We start from the raw sequence: 18,918 nt of genomic DNA on the forward strand, positions 1-18,918 counted from the left end.
CTAGCAACGCCCTTTTTATAACTCAATTACGTAATGCTATGAGTCTTCCCAGAGATTGTTAGAAGGGGAGATAAAAATTGCGGCTGCCGCTCGTGCCTTCTCGAATAACTAGCGTCAGATTTTGTCCGCCAGAGTTTTTCCAGCGGCGATCCAGTAGAAATAGCTGCCCTCTCAACTTGCTGCCAGGTTCGACCATGCCATCTTGAACGCCGCGCAGCAAAATCCTAGACTGCACTGCCTGACCACCAGCATCTCTAACCTCGGCAAACAGAGGCACAAAACCAAAGGTGCGATCGCTATAGTTTTCCAGCACCAGGTTTGCTACATAGGTTCCGCCTGGATTAATCCAAGCACCGTCCAACCCGATCGATACATTATTCAAAGTTTGCAAGGCAGAGAGGGGGACGCTACCCGTCGAAAGGGAGCTGGAAAATGGGCTACTGCTTACAGATGAGGCTGCGATAGACAGGGGGGTAGCGAGAGCAGCTTGCGATCCTGCTCTGGGCGCAAGCGTCTGCAAAATGCTGCGAGAACGGTCAATGGACGAAATCAACGGTACATTTGCCTCTCGACGAGGGGCAGAGCGAGTAGAGCGATCGTCTGAATTGCCAGAGAGCTGAAGCTCAGGTAATGAATTAAAATGAGGCGAATCTATTGGTCTGTTCTTGGTGATGGAATCAGGAGAGTAGGGCGTTTGCTTGACGAATCCTGAACTGTTAATAAGGGGAGCATCTACCTGAAGACTAGATTGAATAGGCGATGCGATCGCTCCCGACGCTCCAGAGGGCTGAGCGGGACGAGCCGCCGTCTGGATAATTCGAGACTGCAACCATTCTGAGGTTTGTCTTCGCTCAGGCGAATCTGGCACATGCAGGCTCACGGTTTGCCAGCGCGCACCATATTCCTGCAACTTTGCCGACACCTGGCTAGAAGCAAACGTATCAGGCTGAATTGCTTTTAGAGTCTGCACCGCACGCCGCCACTCTCTCTCTGCCGCTGCGTAGGTTTTAAGCGTCTTCGCCGTCTTGGTTTGCTCGGCGGCTCTCTCTGCTTCTGCCTCTGCCCGCCTTAGAAGCTGAGCCGATCGATTCTCTTTTTCAAGATGAGTTTCCAGTCCTTCAAGCGTACTGCGGTAGCTAAGCAAAATCTGCTGTGCCTCGGCATACACTTTGCTGCCTCCTGAAACGGCTGCGAGCTGGGACAATGAATCCGCCATGCGATCGCGAGCGCTTTGCAAATCTGACAAATTGCGGGCGTTCTCAGAAAGAGTTTTAGCGCTCACCGCCTGCTCAATCGCGCGACGGTAGCGGATCTCCGACTGCTGATCCCCAGCGCAGTTGTTGAATGCGTAGCAGAGCGTCGCTAAATAGGGCGATCGCACGCCTACCACAACGCCACTCAGCGGCAATAGAGCCAAAAGACCCAGCGCCAAGATATTTTTCAGCGGTCGGTGAGGCTGTTTGTCCCGTTTCATCAGCACTCTAGAAGTCGTAGGTGCAGTTGTAATGGGAGTCATCGTGCTACGGGCAGCTCTCGCAGCACTGGAATGGAAAGCGTACATTTCCGATACTTCCGACTCAAGCAAGTGCGTTTGGACTTGAATTTCAGTTGGAGTATTCAATCCCACTAATTGAGTGGCTTGCGTGGACTGGCTCTGGGTAAATCCGATCGCCAGCTTGTCAGAAACGCCATTCGTAGATTGAACCTGTGCCAACTCACCTTGAGCCACCGGAAAATTATGAGGTGGCGATACCAGCCGAATACCTGTATGTCTGATTTGGCTAGAGGTTAGCGCATCACCCAAGCCATAGTTGGGTAGAGAACTGCGGGAAGAGTGAGCGGAGATTGCACCGATCGCCGCTACCGATCGACTCATTAGATGTAAATCTCGCAGGATAACTTTTGCCGAAGAATAGCGGTCTTGAGGCTTCTCTGCCATCATCCGTTCTAAAATTTCCACCAGACGCGGATTTAGCCTCACCTGAGACTGCCATTTCCACTCTAGCGATCGGGGATCAATCAATAGATTGGGAGGCTTACCGGTCAGCAGCACCACAGCCGTGACCGCTAGGGCGTACAGGTCGCTTTTAGACGAACATTGCCCCATACGAATCTGCTCGTAGGGCGCATAGCCGAACTTACCCACCGAGACAGAAGCCTGAATCAAGCCATCGGGATGGATAGCGCTCATGCCATAAAAGTGGGTAGCCACCTGCTTGACCACGCCAAAATCAATCAAGACGGGCAGCTTTTTGCCGCGAGGCAGCATGATGTTGTCAGGAGCAATATCGCGGTGAACAATATTTTCTCCGTGGATGTAGTCCAGAACCTTGAGCAGATCGCTGAGCCACTTAACTATTTCGGCTTCCGTAAACGCTTTCCGGTGCTGCTGTCGCTCTTGAAGCACGCGCCAATAGGTTTTGCCGTTGATGTATTCCTGCACAATGAACAGGCGATCGTTTTCCTCAAGCACCGCAAAAAATCGCGGAATCTGAGGGTGGTTGAGCTTGTGCAAAACCGTTGCTTCTCGCTGGAACAGTTCGCGAAGCTTTTGAGCAACAACGGGATCAGACTGGTTGCTAGGTGCGAACTCTTTAAGCACACACAAATCGCCAAAGCGGCGATCGTCTGCTGCTAAGTAGGTACGCCCAAAGCCGCCTCGCCCCAGAACTCGCTGGATGCGATAACGACCATCAATGTGGGTTCCAGGAATTAGCTCCAATCCTGCCGTCACTCTCTAGCTCCTTATTGCTAAATGCCTTTATCAATGTAAAGTCCGGATAGCATTTCAAACCTGGGTATGGAAGAGCCAAAATCGCCTTCTCTTCCACGAATCTACCGCGAATGAGAATGCACGATGCACCCAACTAAAGATAGAGGAAGAAACGCAGCTAAGCAAAGTGTACGAGTGCACCTCTAGCAATGAATCGCTCAAACAATAGCAGAAACCCTCATGTTTTCGCCGTATTGCAAATATCTGTATTGCATGAAATGGACATATTTTAAGAAGGTTCGCTTCTCTTGCAGAGATGCACCTGGTAGAGACCACGCCTGGTAGATAAAGTCAGCAACCACCCCAAAGCGTTGCTCGAAAGCAAGATGCTGAGAAATAATGCACATCCGTTGCCTCGTAAATCTTAGCCGACAATTGCCCTGTTGTCTGCAATTTCAGAGCCGCAGTTTTAGTCTACAGGGTTCCGATAGAGACTTTAGGGCAGCAGGATCATAAACATTAATCTTTATCTAGACTAGGACTATCAGTACCGCTATCTTTCTCAACCATGCTGCTATTTCGAGCTTGCCAGGCTAGCTCTAGTAAACGCACCCATCGCTTATGCACCTGTTTAGCCGTACAGCGCAACGCTTTAGCGATTTCCTGATCGGTTGCCTTACTGGCTTTAAGCTGCAAAAGCTGCTGCTGGTCTGAGGTAAGCTGCTGAGTAAAAATCTGCCACTGCTGCTGGGGCATTCCCAAATTTTGATCTAGATCGGCACCTAACCACTGATGAACTAACTGCCAACGGTGCGATCGCGAGAATTTTTCTACATGGTATTTAAAGCGCTGCTGAAGATAGTCTCTTTGACGGGTAGATAGCCCCAATATCTCGTCAATTTCGGGAGCCGAGAGGTCTTGTAGCTTTAGGGTCAGGTAATTAACGCAGTCGATTTGCCCTTGAGATTGCAAGTAGGCAGTGAGTTCGCTAATAACGCGATCGCGCACCACCGAATCTGTGGGATCAACAGCATCAGCAACCATCTGCTCTCTCACCTGCTGCATGACGGGCGATCGGCTGTGCATTTCAGCATCTTCACCTTTAGCAGATTCTACGGCTAGCTCTAGATCTAGCGTCGTTTCAGGCGGCTGACGGTGGGCAAAACCCTGAGCGCGCAGCACCACAAGCTGCTGGCTCCGCCGTCCAGGTAGACTAATGCGGCGTTTAGCATAGTGCTCGGTAAAAGCCATATATTCCGCTAATTCCAGGCGGGTACGGGGGCTATAGTCTAAGGTCAGCTCATTCTCTCGCCGAAAAGCTTTAAGAGCCTCAATGTAAAATCCTTGTAGAAAGTCTTCAATCAGCCCATAGCGCGCCGAAAACCCCATTTGCGATTGCCCAACGACAATATGGCGATAGACCATCGTACTGAGGTGGCTATGGAGATCGACTCTGCCGCGCCGAGAGCCAAGGCTATAGTAGCTGAGGCATTTCTGTAATCGATGTTTGGCAAGCGTTATTTGCCAAGTTTGTATTTGTCCAGAGCTTTGAATGCGATCGCTTTTACTGCAAATCCGATCGACCTCAACGGCAATGCGAGTCATCACCGCTCGGACATTGTTCGATAGCGCGGGTAGCTCTGCCTGAAATTCATTGAGCAGAAGTTGAACTAACTTTAAGATTTCAGCTTCAACCGGACTTGCATCTGATGGAGCAGAATCTAGTTCTGTGGGGGCGATCGTCATTTGATTTTCCATATGCAGCCCTACCGATACACGAAAGCGGGTATCGCTATCGCTGAGTGACGTTGGAGTAAAAGAACTGGGGGAGTTCATGGGTTCACGGTTCATGGCTTGCCTAGGTGGTAGTGCACGACAGCAGCAGGGGGCAAACTCGAAAACGAGCGATAAGCGACAAGTTTGACGACGTAACGAGTTTGATATTGAGCCTGGCTAAGACCTTAGAACTCAAAATCCGGATAGTTGTTTCTGCCCCGCTGTATTTTCTCTACACCTATGCAGATTCAAACTACGGGGATTGCCGCTTTTTGCTGTGGCACTTTTTCAAATGGTTTCCTGATCCGGCAATTGTTGTGTGAAAGCCTTGGTGCGATGAAGCTTAGTGCGGATGCCGACTATAGCTTCAGAGTAGAGTAAGAGCTTGGGTTGAGCTTGGCTTGGGGAACTCATCCCTCCTTCTTGTCCTGGGGTAGGGATTTTGCTATTTGAGTAGACAGTTTCTCAGGTGGTATGGGCAGTTTTTTTGAGTAAATCGACTTTCCTTAGGCAGAGTCCGTGATCCAATCGGCGATCGTCTCCCATCCCAAGCCTTTACGAACCACAACTGGCTCAACTTCAGTTAAATCGAGAATGGTAGAAACCTGAGAACCGATCGACGATTCATCATCAATAATAATGTCTACCAATTTTTCAAAATGATCGAAGAGTTCAGCTGGAGAGAGATAGCTATCCTGTGTTTCTAAGGCGCTGGGGGCAGAGGTTGAAATAATGGGATTGCCAAGCGCCTGCAAGAGGGCTTGAGAGATAGCGTGATCAGGGACACGAATACCCGTCGTTTTGCGCTTAGGGTTCATCACTAGCCGAGGCACCGACTTGGTAGCAGGCAGCAAAAAGGTGTAAGGGCCTGGAACCAATCGGCGAATCAGACGATAGGCAGAGTCGCTGACCAAGGCATACTCGGAGACGTTGGAAAGCGAAGGGCAAAGAAACGTCAGCGGCTTGTCATTCGAGAGTTGCTTAATGCGGCGGACACGCTCGATCGCCGATCGGGCGTTGAGATCGCAGCCGATCGCATAAACCGTGTCTGTGGGATACAGCATGACTGCACCCTGCCGCAGGGCATCTCGAACAATATCAACAGTTCGCGTTTGAGGGCTGTCTGGATGGATCTGATGCACAGTAGCCATTATTCTCTCCTTAAAACCTTCTTGCTCTTGCGATGAGAGGCTTCAGATAATGTTCCAAATCAGGTATGTTTTGAGAAAGCGTGGCTCGAAAGCTTGCTGCGGACTACGCTCTTTCAAAACATACCTCGTATAGAAAACTACAGCGTATTAGTTATACCTCTCAGTGGCGCAACTTTAATTAAATAAAGACTCTATAAACATGACAAAAATTGCCTACCTAGAGTGCCCAACCGGAATTGCGGGAGACATGTGCCTCGGAGCGCTAGTGCATGGAGGAGTGCCCCTGGAATATCTAATTGAGAAGTTAGCGCTTCTGGGAATAACGGATGAGTTTAGGCTATGGGCAGAGCCAGTCCACCGGAACGGACAACAGGCGACTAAAGTCCATGTTGAGCTGGCAAATGGTATCGAGGAGGGAGGAGATGAGAACGCCCCTCTCAAACAATCCAGCCAAGCTATTCCATATTTACACACAGTTAATCCTTCCCATTCAGAGAGCCACTCACACGGAGCATCCCATGGACACGATCGTGACCATTCCCATGAAGCCTCCCATGCTCACTCCCATGCTCATGCCGCTACCCGTCATTTGCCCGAAATTGAGCGCCTAATCAAATCGGCAGGCTTACCCGCTCGTGCTGAGAGCTGGAGTTTGGCAGTCTTTCGTCGGCTTGCCGAGGCTGAAGGAGCAGTTCATGGCATTGCCCCTGAACAAGTTCATTTCCATGAGGTAGGTGCAACTGATGCGATCGTCGATATTGTCGGCACTTGTCTGGGGCTAGACTGGCTAGACATTGATCACCTCTACTGTTCGGCTTTGCCCGTGGGCGGCGGCACAATTTGGGCAGCTCACGGTCGTTTACCCGTTCCGGCTCCTGCCGTCCTCAAGCTTTGGGAAATGCGGCAGGTTCCTCTCTACAGCAACGGCATCGATCGCGAACTCGTAACGCCAACCGGAGCGGCGATCGTCACTACACTGGCGACCCATTTTGGTGAGATTCCACCCATGACGCTTCAGCATGTGGGCTTGGGCGCAGGTTCTCGCGATTTTCCAATTCCTAATATCCTGCGCCTGTGGATTGGCGAAAGCCAAAAATCTCTCCGTTCTCTTGAGCAGCGTTCTCTTGAGCAGCATTCTTTTGAGCAGCATTCTCTTGAGCAACGTATAGAGCAGCCGAAAGCAACCGCTTTATCTGCCTCAGACTCTACAGATTCAGATACTGTATCTGTTCTTGAAACTCAAATTGACGATCTCAATCCACAAGCGATCGGCTATTTATTTGACGTAATGCTGGCGGCAGGGGCACTAGATGTTTTTACCCAAGCGATCGGCATGAAAAAGTCTCGTCCGGGAATCTTACTGACCGTAATTTGCTACCCAGAACAGATGCAGACTTGCCAAGCCATCATTTTTCGAGAAACCACAACGCTGGGCATTCGATACAGAACTCAGCAGCGAATGACGCTAGAGCGAGAGTTTCAGACCGTAGAAACTCCCTATGGTCAGGTTCGCATCAAGATCGCACGTTGGCAGAAAGGGGAGGCGATCGTCAATGTTCAACCTGAGTATGAGGACTGCGCAAAGATAGCTCAGCAGAACCACCTCTCCTGGCGAGAGATTCACAGCATGGCTTTACAGGCATGGCAATCTCATCAAGCTAGCCCTATCCAGCAGAGTACGTAGGGCGGTGCTGAATCTAGGTATAAATTTTTTTGAAAGGGACACAGAGCGCTTCTTCAAAAAAGTTCATATGTAAAACCAGCAGCGCACGTAGGGCAAAGCTTAAGTACAAGCACGGAAAATTCATGAGAAAAGCGAGGGTGGGGGCGATCGCCTTCGTACAATTCCGCAGGATTACGATTGAGGCAATGTGCTGAAAAATATAGGCTGTTTATAGCTTTCAATTGCGTATAGCCTCCCTGATTCGCTTTTCCGACAATGCATCCGCTATCTGGAAACTTCTGAATCATTTTCCCATGTTCGATTTGTTCTCAAATCCTAATCGGTATCAGAACAATTCTGACATGCAGAAATCAGGGATGTCAGTGTGTTCTCAAGGATGGTGAGACTTATGGTGAATTGTGTAAATGAAGTTTCGAGATCGGTGAAAGGGATTACTGTTACCCAATTGGCAAATCAGCTTCAAAGTGTTGCTCACTCCCAATTTAGCGGTAGATTGGATTTCCTGACTGCCAACGAAAGGCAGTGGAGTCTCTACTTTCGACTAGGTCGGTTAATTTGGACAGCAGGGGGCGAGCACCGATTTCGACGCTGGCATCGCTTGATGAAGCAATTTTGTCCTACCATTCACCCCAATGCTATTCAGCCCAAGGAAAAAGAGCTTCCGCGCTACTGGGAGTATCTGGTGTTATCGGTCTTGCTTAAACGGCAGCATATTAAACGTGAGACAGTAATCTCTCTCATTCAAACGGCAGCTTTTGAAGTCTTGTTTGATCTGCTCCATGCTAGCGAGCAAATTACGCAAATTAGCTACGCTCCTGACAAACAGGAGCAGTTTGGCGATCCGCTAGCACCTCTTAGCGCAGAGCAAGTGCTTGAGCAAGCGCGACAGTCTTGGAGCGAGTGGAATAGTGCAGGACTGGTGCATTATTCGCCGAATGCGGTGCCCGTGATTAAGCGTCCGGCTGATTTGAAGCAAGCCGTGAGCGCCAAAACTTATCAGACGCTAGAAACGCTGATGCGCGGGGATCTAACCCTGAGAGACTTAGCGAAAGCCACAGGGCAAGAGTTGCTTACCTTAACCCGTGTGTTGGCACCTCACATTCAGCGAGACTTGATTGAGCTGTGCCAAATGCCAGACTTTCCGCCTCCCGGCTGCTCCGAAGGCGGAGCAGTTGCTGCCGTGTCTACGCCCAATCCTCCGGTAGCGGCACCTACGACAGCCGTCTCTCCTGCAATTAACGCCCCGCTGATTGTCTGCATCGACGATAGCCTGTCAGTCTGCAAATTAATGGAGCAGATCATGACATCAGCTGGCTATCGCTATGTGAGCGTTCAGGATTCGGTTCATGCTCTACCGCTACTGTTGGAAAACAAGCCAGCTTTGATCTTTCTAGATCTAGTAATGCCGATCGCCAGCGGCTACGAAATTTGCTCTCAGATTCGTCGGATGTCTGCCTTCAAAAATACCCCGGTTGTGATCTTGACGGGAAATGACGGCATTGTCGATCGAGTGCGTGCCAGGGTAGTTGGCGCGTCCGACTTCCTGTCAAAGCCTGTGAATACAGAGAAGGTGCTGGCGATCGTCCGTCAATACTTACCGATCGCACCAAATTCCATAGCGCCCAATTCCACTCCATCTGTCACTTCATCTAAACAGAACACTGTTGATAGATCCATTCTTGTTGAGCAGCCTGCTTTTCCAGGGAACACTTACGAGATGGGTGAAACTACCGCCTTACTTCTTCAAAAAGGCATGAGCGAAACCTCTGCGATTCCGTAGCTGCACGTTTACTTCAAAAGCGTCAGCTTCTTTCAATACACCGTTACCGGAGCATTTCATCCTATGAGTACTGTTTTGTTAATTGAAGACAGTTTGACGGAATCCGAGATTCTTACCCGATATCTCCAGCAGGCAGGTTTGTCGGTGATCAGCGCCAAGAGTGGTGAAGAAGCGCAGGATTGCCTGAATTGGCAAAAACCTGACCTAATTGTTCTAGATGTGATCTTGCCGGGACAGAGCGGTTTTGAACTTTGCCGCGAATTCAAGGCAAACCAGGAAACCAGCAAAATTCCCATCGTCATGTGTTCCACCAAAAATACTGACGTAGATAAGATGTGGGGCAACATGTTAGGAGCCGATGCCTATCTGCCGAAACCCGTCAATCAGCAGGAATTTTTGCAAACCATCAGCCGTCTGATAGGGAGATAGGTATGGCGCAGTCACAAGATGACAGCCACAACCATGCCCATCTCTTGCAGCTAGCTTACCAGGGCGATGCGAGAGCGATCGCCACCCTGATGAATCGCCACCTCAAGCGGCAAAGGATGTTGGCTCAGGTAGGCTGGAAGGGCAGCGGTCTACATGTGTTCATTGAAGCAATTCAGGCTCCTAATCCAGAGCCGCTCATGTCTAGCATTTATCGTACGGTTTTGAGGCTACAGCTCAGCAGCCTCAAAACCTTGAAGGTGAGCTGTCGGCAAATAGGCACACCTCATATTGCCTGGAGCCAAGAGCGATCGATCGCACCTGTTCAAAAGGCTATGGCTCAGACAAGCGGAATTCAGAGCGGAATTCAGAGCAGCGATCGCCCGTTGCCCGATCGCCCATCGCCTGCTCCTACTTCTCTGATAGATTGGCTGAACCAGAAGGCGCAGGCAGATCTGTCAGCTCTGATTCAGCCCATTTCTGCCGTTGATGCCGATCAAACAGAATTACGATTTCTACGATTCTCATTTAGCCGTTCAGAGACAGCGCTGTTACCTCTAGCCAGCATTCGGCAGGTCATGAAAGTACATCCTCAGAGAATCTTGCCTGTTCCCGATATGCCAACTTCCGTGCTGGGAATCTGCAACTTTCGCGGAGAAATCCTGTGGCTGGTTGATCTAGGGCTGCAAATTGGCTTTCAAGGCGTTGCTCAGCAGAACGCGCTTTCGTCACAAGCCGCTTATGCAAATCACTCAGAGCAGTTTTTGGGATGGATGGCGATCGTCATCCAGGCTCAAGGGAAATCCTTAGGACTCATTGTTCCTGAAATTATTGACATTGAAAGCCACAACCCTAGACAGCTTCAGTCTGCGGCGATCGATCTCTTTCCACCCACTTTACTGCCGTTCATTCAAGGCTACCTCGTTCGTTCTAGTAGCCCGGTTCTAGATGCCAACGCCTTGATTGCTGATTCTCGATTGCAAGTTCATGCTGCCTAACTGTCCTAACTTTTTCTGCTTTTGGAGATTATTTCTGTGAACACCCCACTTTTCGATCAGGATTTGTTTACCTTATTTCAGGAACCATCAGAAGAGCCAATTGCATCTCCTATGAGGCTTCCCACCGCAGCCGAGTACTTTGGTAGCCCACCTCTAGATAACTCTCAGAGCAATGGCTTTCAGGGCAATGGCTCTCAGGGCAATGGCTCTCAGGGCTACAGCATCAAAAGTCCAGATAGCGGCGTGTCTGGCGTATCGAGTCATGGCGTATCGAGTCATGGTGCATCAAGCCATGGCGTATCGAGTCATGGCGCATCGGGTAATGGCAATGGATATGGAGCAGGTGACGGCAGTCGTACCGCTCAACCTGCCAGCTACGCCTCTGTTGGACATTCTCCTGATCCCAACGCTGCAATTCAGTCGGCGCTGTCAGTCATTCAGGTTGTCCGTAAAGAGATGGAAAAAACTCAGGCGGCATTCAAAATTGAACTGACCAAAGCAGGACTCTCAAATAATCCTGGCATTGTGGAAAAGCTGAATCAATTCGACAAGCTGCCTGCTGTCCTAGATAAGCTAGGTCATGTCGTTCAGAATCAGTTTCAGGGACAGCTTTCTGCCACTGTCCAGCAGCAGTTTGCCGCCAATCGAGAGTGGCTAGGCGCGATCGCCCAACATATGCAGCGAGCCGATACCCAAGACGAGCTGTTTGCCATGATGGTGAATGAAATTCGCGATCGCCTCCATGCCGACCGGGTAATCGTTCTAGGATTCGACACTGAAAATAAAGGAACAGTTCTGACTGAATCGATCGCCCCTGCCTGGACTCCAATGCAAGGCGAGCAGCTCCCTGCTGTGATATTTGGAGCTGAAAATGTTCGTGACTACGCCCGCAGACAATTTGTAACGCTGCAAAGTCAAGACCCAGATCGCGTGTTTGCCTATCACCGCCAGCTGCTCGAGAAGTTCCAGATTCTGGCGAGTCTGGCAATTCCTATCATGGTTAACGATCGCGTTCAAGGTCTGCTCGTGGTGCATCAGTGTCGGCAGGTGCGTGCTTGGCAAGAGCAAGAAATTTATCTGCTTACCGATATTACCGCTAAGCTCACCCTGGCATTGCAGTTTATTCAGTCTAAAATGCAGCTTAAGCTAGTGGCGGCACGAGAACAGGCAACCGCCAAAGTGATTCACAAGATTCGCAGCACAGTAGACATGCAGGCAATCTTCAGAGTCACAACTCAAGAAGTCAGCCGCTTGCTGAACGTAGAGCGCGTCACCATCTATAAATTTCGCCCTGATTTCTTTGGCGATTTTGTTGAAGAAACAGTCATCGGTAACTATCCCCGACTCGTGGGCAGCGGCTGGGAAGATCCTTACCTTAATGAGCATAAAGGCGGACGGTTTCGCAAAAACGAGCCGCTAATTGTAGACAACATCCATGTGGGTGAAACCCTCTGGGCAGGGGGGCAACTCAACACTCAGGCTCCGCGTAAGCCTCTGACCGACTGCCACGTTGAAGCCTTGCGACACTATCAGGTACAAGCCTGTGCGGTAGTCGCCATCTTCCAAGGGCAAAAACTTTGGGGATTGCTGTCTACCTTCCAAAATAGCAGCACACGCAACTGGCAAGAGGTAGAAATTCAGCTCTTGATGCAGATTGCGAATCAGTTGGGTATTGCCCTCCAGCAGGCAGAATTTGTTGAGCAGGTTGCTGCTAAGGAAGTTCAGCTTGAAAAACTGATGGCGCGAGAAAAGGCAACCGATCGCGTTATCCAAAAAATCCGCAGCACGTTGGATGTGCAGAGCATCTTTAAAGTGACGACTCAAGAACTCAGCCGCTTGCTGAACGTAGAGCGCGTCACCATCTATAAATTCCGTCCCGATTTCTTTGGTGATTTCATTGAAGAAACAATTTCTGGCAACTACCCCCGACTTGTGGGCAGCGGCTGGGAAGATCCCTACATTAGTGAGCATAAAGGCGGACGGTTCCGCAAAAACGAGCCGCTGATCGTAGACGATATTCGCATCGGCGAGACCCTCTGGACTGGAGGGCAGATGAAGGCTCAAGCCCCCCGCAAGCCCCTGAGCGACTGCCACGTTGAAGCTTTGCGTCACTATCAGGTAGAAGCCTGTGCTGTGGTTGCCATCTTTCAGGGAAAGAACCTTTGGGGCTTGCTCTCTGCTTTTCAAAACACAGGCACAAGGCGATGGGAAGAGGCAGAAATTAATCTGCTGATGCAAATTGCTAACCAGTTGGGGATTGCGCTGCAACAGACAGAATTTGTTGAGGAAGCCCAAGCAAAAACTCTGCAAATGCAAAGGGCGATCGATCGGGAGCAGGCACTTGCCCGCGTCATCAACCGGATTCGCAACACCCTGGATATTGAAGCCATCTTTAAAGCTGCAACCCAAGAAGTCCGGAGTTTGCTAAACGTAGAGCGTGTCACCATCTACAAATTTCGAGCCGATTTCTTTGGTGACTTTACCGCAGAGTCAGTAACGGGCGGATACCCTAGCCTGACGGGCAGCGGCTGGGAAGATCCTTACATTGGAGAACATCAGGGCGGCAGATTTCGCCACAATATTCCTCTGGTTGTGGACGACATTTATTTGGGCGAAACGCTATGGGAAGCAGGACACCTCAACCTTCAAGCTCCTCGTAAGCTCATGACCGATTGCCATGTAGAAGCCCTAGAAGGCTATCAGGTGAAAGCCTGTGCAGTAGTATCTATTTTCCAGGGAAATCAGCTTTGGGGGCTGCTTTCTGCCTTTCAAAATAGCAGTTCGCGCGTGTGGGAAGAGGGGGAAGTTAATCTGCTGATGCAGGTGGCAAACCAGTTGGGTATTGCCCTCCAGCAGGCTGAATATACCGAGCAACTCAAGGTGCAGTCACAGCAGCTTACCGAGGCAGCAGCGAGAGAAAAAGCCTCCAAAGAGCTGCTTCAGCAGCGGGCTGTACAGCTTTTGATGGCAGTACGTCCGGCTCTGGAGGGCGATCTCACAGTCCGTGCGCCGATTACAGAAGATGAGATGGGAACGATCGCCGATGCTTACAACAACACTCTCCAATCTCTGCGAAAGATTGTGTTGCAGGTGCAGGATGCCGCCACCCGCATGAGCGATACCTCTCAAAGCAATAGCAGCGAGATTGCCAAGCTAGCGCAAGGTGCCCAGCAAGAATCGCAGCAGATGACGGCAGCCCTAGCGCAAATTCAGACCATGGCAGAAGGAACACGAGCTGTTGCCAGCAGTGCCCAACAGGTGGAAACTGCCGTCCAGCAAGCCAACCATACTGTGCAGCAGGGCGACACCGCCATGAACCGCACGGTGGAGGGAATTCAGGCTATTCGGCAGACGGTGTCAGAAACTAGCAAGAAGATTAAGCGCCTGAGCGAATCTTCTCAGAAAATTTCTAAGGTCGTAAACCTAATTGCAGGATTCACGACTCAGACCCAGCTATTGGCGCTAAATGCGGCGATCGAAGCAACTAGAGCGGGCGAGTACGGCAGAGGATTTGCTGTGGTTGCCGATGAAGTCCGCTCTCTGGCTCAGCAGTCGGCAGAAGCGACGACTGAGATTGAAAAACTGGTTCAGGAAATTCAGGCAGAAACCAGCATGGTGTCTCAGGTCATGGAAACGGGCATTGAGCAAGTCGTGAACGGCACCACGCTAGTTAACGAAACCCGCCAAAGCTTGACGGCAATTATGAGCGCCACTGCTCAGATTAGCCAGCTTGTGCAGTACATCACCCAAGCCACCCAGACTCAAACCCAGGACTCGCAGCGAGTGGCTCAGACCATGACAGACGTGGTGGCGATCGCCAACGAAAGCTCTGTCGCTACCGAACAAATTGCCACTTCATTTCAGCAGCTTTTGCTCACTGCTAGCGACCTGCAAACCACCGTTAAACAGTTCAAGCTGTAAGTCTTGTCACCGCCAAAAAACTGCTGCAAAAATCTGCAAAACCCCCGATTATGCCCATTACCTCTACCATTCGTCAGGAAGACTACGCCAACTTCCTCTCCGAAGCCAACGATTTGCTGCAAACGATCGAACAGGAACTGTTCAATCTGAAACAAGGGCGCACCCCAGCTCAAGTTCACAACTTAATGCGGGCGGCTCACACTCTCAAGGGAGCCGCTGCCAGCATTGAGTTAGAGACAGTTAAATCAGTAGCACATGTCCTGGAGGATGTGTTTAGGGCGCTGTACAACCCAGAAATCGTCATTGATGCTGAAGTTGAAACCCTGCTATTTCAGGCATACGAGTGTTTGAGAGAGCCGCTAATGGCGGAGTTTATGGGCACATCAATTGATGAATCGGATGTGTTGAATCGATCGGCTACTGTTCTGTCTCGGCTGCAAGTTAAGTTTGGGGAGTTATTTGACCACGATCCGCCGATGCCTACCTCTACCGAACTCGGTTTTGACATGGTGGAATCCATGTTTGCCAGCGGGGTCGAGCAGCGTTTGCAGAATTTGGCGATCGCTCTTACTCAACCTCCCCCCATCCTTATCCATCGGCTACAGGCTGAAGCGGAGGTTTTTCTGGGTTTAGCCGAGTCTTTACAGCTCAGTGGATTTGGTGAAATTGCTGAGATGACCTTGACCGCTCTGGCTGCCCATCCCGATCGAGTCCAGCAGATTGCTGAACTGGCCTTAGCCGATTTCCGCCAGGGACAAGCAGCCGTTTTAAGGGGCGATCGCACCCAGGGCGGATCACCTTCTCCAGCTCTCAAACAATTCAGTCAGCCGCCTTGTTCAACCTCATCATCTTTTACCGCCCCCGAATCTCCCGATCCGATCGCGCTTTTGACTTTGGATGTGCTTTTTGGGGATATCTCGCTAGAGTCTAGCTCCACGATTCAAGCAGAGATCGCTCAGCCTCAAGATATCTCGCTAGAGCCTAGCTCCACGATTCAGGCAGAGATCGCTCAGCCTCAAATCGCTCAGCCTCAAATCGCTCAGCCTCAAATCGCTCAGCATGAAGCGATCGCGCCCCCTTTTACCGAGCCACCTTTACTTTCACTCCCCCTTCCCCCACCGCCCCTCTCCCCTCCCCCCGATCCCACCCCTCCACTCCTTTCACTCCCCCTTCCCCCCTCCCCCCTTCCCTCGCCACCCCTCGCCTCTCCCCCCGATCCCACCCCTGTCATTCGTGTCAACCTTGAGCAGCTCGAACGCCTCGATCACTTGGCTGGTGAGCTGTTAATCAACCAAAATCAGCAAACCAATCAGGATGCTCAGTTTCGCTTAGGTGTTCAAGAACTTTTGGGCTACCTGAGACAGCATCAGCGCACCCTCAGCGAGCTGCAAAGCTGGTCAGATTTGACTCTGTCCAATGAAGGGGTCTATGAAGGGCATATGGCTCAACGGTTCACCTCCAGTGCGCTCAATTCCTTTGATGCCCTAGAGATGGATCGATATACCGACTTTCATAGGCTGGTGCAGTCGGCGCTTAATGATTCAGTACAGCTAGAAATGGTGGGAGAAACGCTGGAATACCAAATCCGCACCGTGAGGCAAACCCGCGAAGCTCAGAAAAGATTGCTCACTAGCGTTCAAGATGATCTGACAACCGCGCGAATGCAGCCCTTGGGCGATGTGCTGAATCGGTTTCCACGGGTGTTACAGCAGCTTGCCGTCGCTCACGATAAGCCTGTGAACATGACGCTAAGCGGTACCCATGTGTTGGTAGATAAGGCGATCGCCGAGAAACTCTACAATCCCCTACTACACCTAGTACGCAACGCCTTTGACCACGGGATTGAAGCCGTTGAACACCGTCGAGCTAGCGGCAAACCAGAGATAGGGCAAATTCAAATTCATGCATATCATCAGGGCAACCGAACGCTGATTGAAATTCGGGATGATGGGCAAGGAATTGACTGGCAGAAAGTCCGTGACAAGGCTAGAGCGATCGGGCTGCTCAGCCCAGAAGCAGCCAGAGAATCTACCCCTGCCCAGCTCTCGGAGTTTCTGTTTCAATCGGGTTTTTCGACCGCCGCCCAAGTGAGTGATTTATCAGGGCGGGGAGTTGGGTTGGACATGGTGCAAGCGCAAATTCAGGCTGCAAAAGGTACCGTTACCGTTAATTCCAGTCCAGGACAGGGAACTACCTTTATTCTGTCTTTGCCACTGTCTCTCACCATTACCCGGCTGATGGTTTGCCAGAGCCGAGGTATGACCTACGCTTTGTCTATCAATACTATTCAGCAGGTGATTCTACCCAAGGCTGACCAGTTGAGTCAGACAAACCAGCAGATGATTTTGCACTGGCAGCTTGATCAGGCTGAGCAGATAATTCCGGTCTATGCTCTGTCTGAACTGCTCCATTACTCGCACCCAACTGAGCCTCAAGGTAATGTGCACTCTCCAATTTTGCTAATGCGATCGCCCGATGGCGTATGGGGGCTACAGGTCGATCAAATGATTGGTGAACAGGAGTTAGTGATTCGCCCGCTGGGAACAGCGATCGCGCCTCCTCCCTATGTCTATGGCTGTAGCATTTTGGGCGATAGTCAGCTGACTTTGGTTATCGATCCGGCGTTTCTTCTGCAACAGTTTCGCGGATCTCAGGCTCGTAGATCTCAGTCGCGTGAATCTTTGCCTCGTGAATCTCAACTTCTCTCTTCCCAAGACGCAGCCCAGCATTCAGACCCTTTAATGCCTGCCACTACACCTGTCGCCACCTCCAGTCTCCCTATTCACATCCTGCTGGTCGAGGACTCGCTGACGGTACGCCACACACTCGCAAGAACTCTGCAAGAACGAGGCTACCGCGTTTCCCAGGCAGGTGATGGTCTAGAGGCTTTTGCCTACCTTCAGCAACATGCCGACGTTCATCTGATCATCTCTGATATTGAAATGCCTCGAATGAATGGCTTTGAATTTTTGACCCAGCTCCGAAAAACGCCCGACCTCCAAGCTATCCCCGTCGTCATGCTGACTTCCCGCAGTACTGGCAAATATCGTCAATTTGCGACAGAGCTTGGAGCCAATGCCTTCATCAGCAAGCCTTACTCTCCCGAAGAGCTTTTGGCAACATTAGGCAGTCTCGTTGCCGCACCAGATCTGGTGCCATCGCTCTAGGCTCCAAAATATGAAATCCAAAATATGAAATCCATGCCCACCGTCACTGCACCACCCCAAAGTCCGTCGATCGCCAAGCCAGATTTTCATAAAGCGATCGCCTTCCGAATTCATAATCATTGGCTGGCGCTCCCGCCTGCTACCGTTCTTCGAGTGATCCACAAAACCGCGCTCACACAGGGCATGGGATCAACCCAACTGGTCTATCTGGGTAATCAGCCGCTGCAAGTTCTGGATCTGCGCCCGATGCTTGCAGCTTTGGGTTCCTCCTCTGCTGATGCCTCTTCAACTGCTGGACGGTTTTTCGTAATCGCGGCTTCTGGCAAAACTCTGAGTGCGATCGCAGTTGATCAGCCGCCTATCCTCGCGGAGCTGCCTGTCGCGTCAACTCATGCGGTACCCCCTGCCCAATACAAAGCCATGGGTGGTATTGCCAGCCATGTCGTGATCGTGCCGCAGTTAGGAATGGTTTTTCTGCTAAACCTCAGCAGCATTTAACCCAGCTATAGTCCTGCTCGTTGTACCACTCCTTCTTCCAGATGGGGGCATTTTGTTTGAGCGTGTCGATCGCATACTGGCAGGCAGCAAATGCCTCGGAACGATGTGGACAGCCGACCGCCACCAAAACACTAATTTCACCAATGCTTAATCTGCCCGTACGGTGATGAATCACGACATGGGTGACATCGCTCCAGGTTTGGCGGATCTCCTGAGCAATTTGCTTAAAAACTGCGATCGCCATAGGTTCATACGCCTGATATTCCAGCGCTATCACGGGTTTGCCCCCGGTCTGGTTGCGTACCATGCCGCTCATCAGCACAACAGCTCCATTGGCAGGATCGTCAGCTAGAGCGTAAACTTCCTTAAACGAGAGAGGCGCAAAGGTAATTGCAAAATCATCGGCGGTCGAAATGGGGTTAAGAGTAGCGATCGGATTCATGGCTAACTGTCTTGAAACATTGAATCTATTTTGACACGCTGATCTATAGCAACCGCCAAGGCGGTTAGGACGCAATACTTCTTGGTTAAGCTCCAGTTCACAAGGGAATCAATTCCCTTGCTAATGGCGAAAGTCCGTTAAAACGGACTGAAATCCACTTATGGTCGCACCTGGAGTCCATTTCAATGGGCTTTCGCTGTGAGCCTGGAATTTCAATTTCAGGCGGGATAGAACGTTAACCAAGAAGTATTGGGATAGGCTCTTAGGACATTTTTGGTGGAGCGCTTCGCGCTCCACCAAAAATGTCCTAAGTATTACAGTGGTATTTAAGTAGAGGAGTGCGATCGCCTTTTGTAGTGGAA

At 50.8% G+C, this 18,918-nt stretch carries 12 protein-coding genes; 7 read left to right on the forward strand and 5 right to left on the reverse strand.

Annotated elements, in window-relative coordinates; translation table 11 throughout:
* Positions 1-58: 58 nt before the first annotated feature.
* From AC5JMP_RS25355 to AC5JMP_RS25370, 4 genes are all read right to left on the reverse strand, one after another.
* Complete coding sequence (locus AC5JMP_RS25355) at positions 59-2,734, reverse strand: serine/threonine protein kinase (protein WP_495854282.1); 2,676 nt, start codon at positions 2,732-2,734, stop codon at positions 59-61.
* Positions 2,735-3,232: 498 nt separating this feature from the next.
* Positions 3,233-4,471 (reverse strand): HetZ-related protein, encoded by a 1,239-nt coding sequence (locus tag AC5JMP_RS25360; protein WP_495854298.1) that lies wholly within the window; start codon positions 4,469-4,471, stop codon positions 3,233-3,235.
* A gap of 306 nt (positions 4,472-4,777) precedes the next feature.
* Positions 4,778-4,903 carry a hypothetical protein gene (locus AC5JMP_RS25365; protein ID WP_495854283.1) on the reverse strand — a complete coding sequence of 42 codons (126 nt, stop codon included), beginning with the start codon at positions 4,901-4,903 and terminating at the stop codon, positions 4,778-4,780.
* Positions 4,904-4,995: 92 nt separating this feature from the next.
* The gene (locus AC5JMP_RS25370; RefSeq protein ID WP_495854284.1) at positions 4,996-5,640 is read right to left on the reverse strand and encodes an L-threonylcarbamoyladenylate synthase; all 645 of its coding nucleotides are present in this window, start codon (positions 5,638-5,640) and stop codon (positions 4,996-4,998) included.
* Positions 5,641-5,839: 199 nt separating this feature from the next.
* Between AC5JMP_RS25370 and larC the strand changes: the two genes are divergently transcribed.
* The 7 genes from larC to AC5JMP_RS25405 all read left to right on the forward strand — a co-directional run bounded on the left by larC (position 5,840) and on the right by AC5JMP_RS25405 (position 18,114).
* Positions 5,840-7,324, forward strand: coding sequence for a nickel pincer cofactor biosynthesis protein LarC (gene larC / locus AC5JMP_RS25375; RefSeq protein ID WP_495854285.1), 1,485 nt, complete (start codon positions 5,840-5,842; stop codon positions 7,322-7,324).
* A gap of 388 nt (positions 7,325-7,712) precedes the next feature.
* Positions 7,713-9,104, forward strand: a complete 1,392-nt coding sequence (locus tag AC5JMP_RS25380; RefSeq protein WP_495854286.1) for a response regulator — start codon at positions 7,713-7,715, stop codon at positions 9,102-9,104.
* A gap of 63 nt (positions 9,105-9,167) precedes the next feature.
* Positions 9,168-9,533: a response regulator transcription factor gene (locus AC5JMP_RS25385; protein WP_495854287.1), complete on the forward strand. Its 366-nt coding sequence runs from the start codon at positions 9,168-9,170 to the stop codon at positions 9,531-9,533.
* 2 nt (positions 9,534-9,535) lie between these two features.
* The gene (locus AC5JMP_RS25390) at positions 9,536-10,528 is read left to right on the forward strand and encodes a chemotaxis protein CheW (protein WP_495854288.1); all 993 of its coding nucleotides are present in this window, start codon (positions 9,536-9,538) and stop codon (positions 10,526-10,528) included.
* Positions 10,529-10,564: 36 nt separating this feature from the next.
* Positions 10,565-14,449 carry a GAF domain-containing protein gene (locus tag AC5JMP_RS25395; protein WP_495854289.1) on the forward strand — a complete coding sequence of 1,295 codons (3,885 nt, stop codon included), beginning with the start codon at positions 10,565-10,567 and terminating at the stop codon, positions 14,447-14,449.
* A 50-nt stretch (positions 14,450-14,499) separates the two neighbouring features.
* A complete protein-coding gene (locus tag AC5JMP_RS25400; protein ID WP_495854290.1) occupies positions 14,500-17,616 on the forward strand; it encodes a hybrid sensor histidine kinase/response regulator in 3,117 nt (1,038 codons plus the stop codon).
* Between the two features lie 24 nt (positions 17,617-17,640).
* The gene (locus tag AC5JMP_RS25405; RefSeq protein WP_495854291.1) at positions 17,641-18,114 is read left to right on the forward strand and encodes a hypothetical protein; all 474 of its coding nucleotides are present in this window, start codon (positions 17,641-17,643) and stop codon (positions 18,112-18,114) included.
* Here AC5JMP_RS25405 and AC5JMP_RS25410 read toward each other — a convergent pair.
* Entirely contained in the window at positions 18,101-18,556 is a 456-nt protein-coding gene (locus AC5JMP_RS25410; protein ID WP_495854292.1) for a molybdenum cofactor biosynthesis protein MoaE, read from the reverse strand. The genes AC5JMP_RS25405 and AC5JMP_RS25410 overlap by 14 nt on opposite strands.
* Positions 18,557-18,918: the final 362 nt, after the last annotated feature.

It is taken from the genome of Drouetiella sp., assembly GCF_059504425.1.

What these genes read in the sequence shown, in the direction of transcription:
- AC5JMP_RS25360 (WP_495854298.1), bottom strand. Translation starts at nt 4,471, where the DNA reads ATGGAAAATCAAATGACGATCGCCCCCACAGAACTAGATTCTGCTCCA.
- AC5JMP_RS25365 (WP_495854283.1), bottom strand. Translation starts at nt 4,903, where the DNA reads ATGAGTTCCCCAAGCCAAGCTCAACCCAAGCTCTTACTCTACTCTGAA.
- AC5JMP_RS25370 (WP_495854284.1), bottom strand. Translation starts at nt 5,640, where the DNA reads ATGGCTACTGTGCATCAGATCCATCCAGACAGCCCTCAAACGCGAACT.
- larC (WP_495854285.1), top strand. Translation starts at nt 5,840, where the DNA reads ATGACAAAAATTGCCTACCTAGAGTGCCCAACCGGAATTGCGGGAGAC.
- AC5JMP_RS25380 (WP_495854286.1), top strand. Translation starts at nt 7,713, where the DNA reads ATGGTGAATTGTGTAAATGAAGTTTCGAGATCGGTGAAAGGGATTACT.
- AC5JMP_RS25385 (WP_495854287.1), top strand. Translation starts at nt 9,168, where the DNA reads ATGAGTACTGTTTTGTTAATTGAAGACAGTTTGACGGAATCCGAGATT.
- AC5JMP_RS25390 (WP_495854288.1), top strand. Translation starts at nt 9,536, where the DNA reads ATGGCGCAGTCACAAGATGACAGCCACAACCATGCCCATCTCTTGCAG.
- AC5JMP_RS25400 (WP_495854290.1), top strand. Translation starts at nt 14,500, where the DNA reads ATGCCCATTACCTCTACCATTCGTCAGGAAGACTACGCCAACTTCCTC.
- AC5JMP_RS25405 (WP_495854291.1), top strand. Translation starts at nt 17,641, where the DNA reads ATGAAATCCATGCCCACCGTCACTGCACCACCCCAAAGTCCGTCGATC.
- AC5JMP_RS25410 (WP_495854292.1), bottom strand. Translation starts at nt 18,556, where the DNA reads ATGAATCCGATCGCTACTCTTAACCCCATTTCGACCGCCGATGATTTT.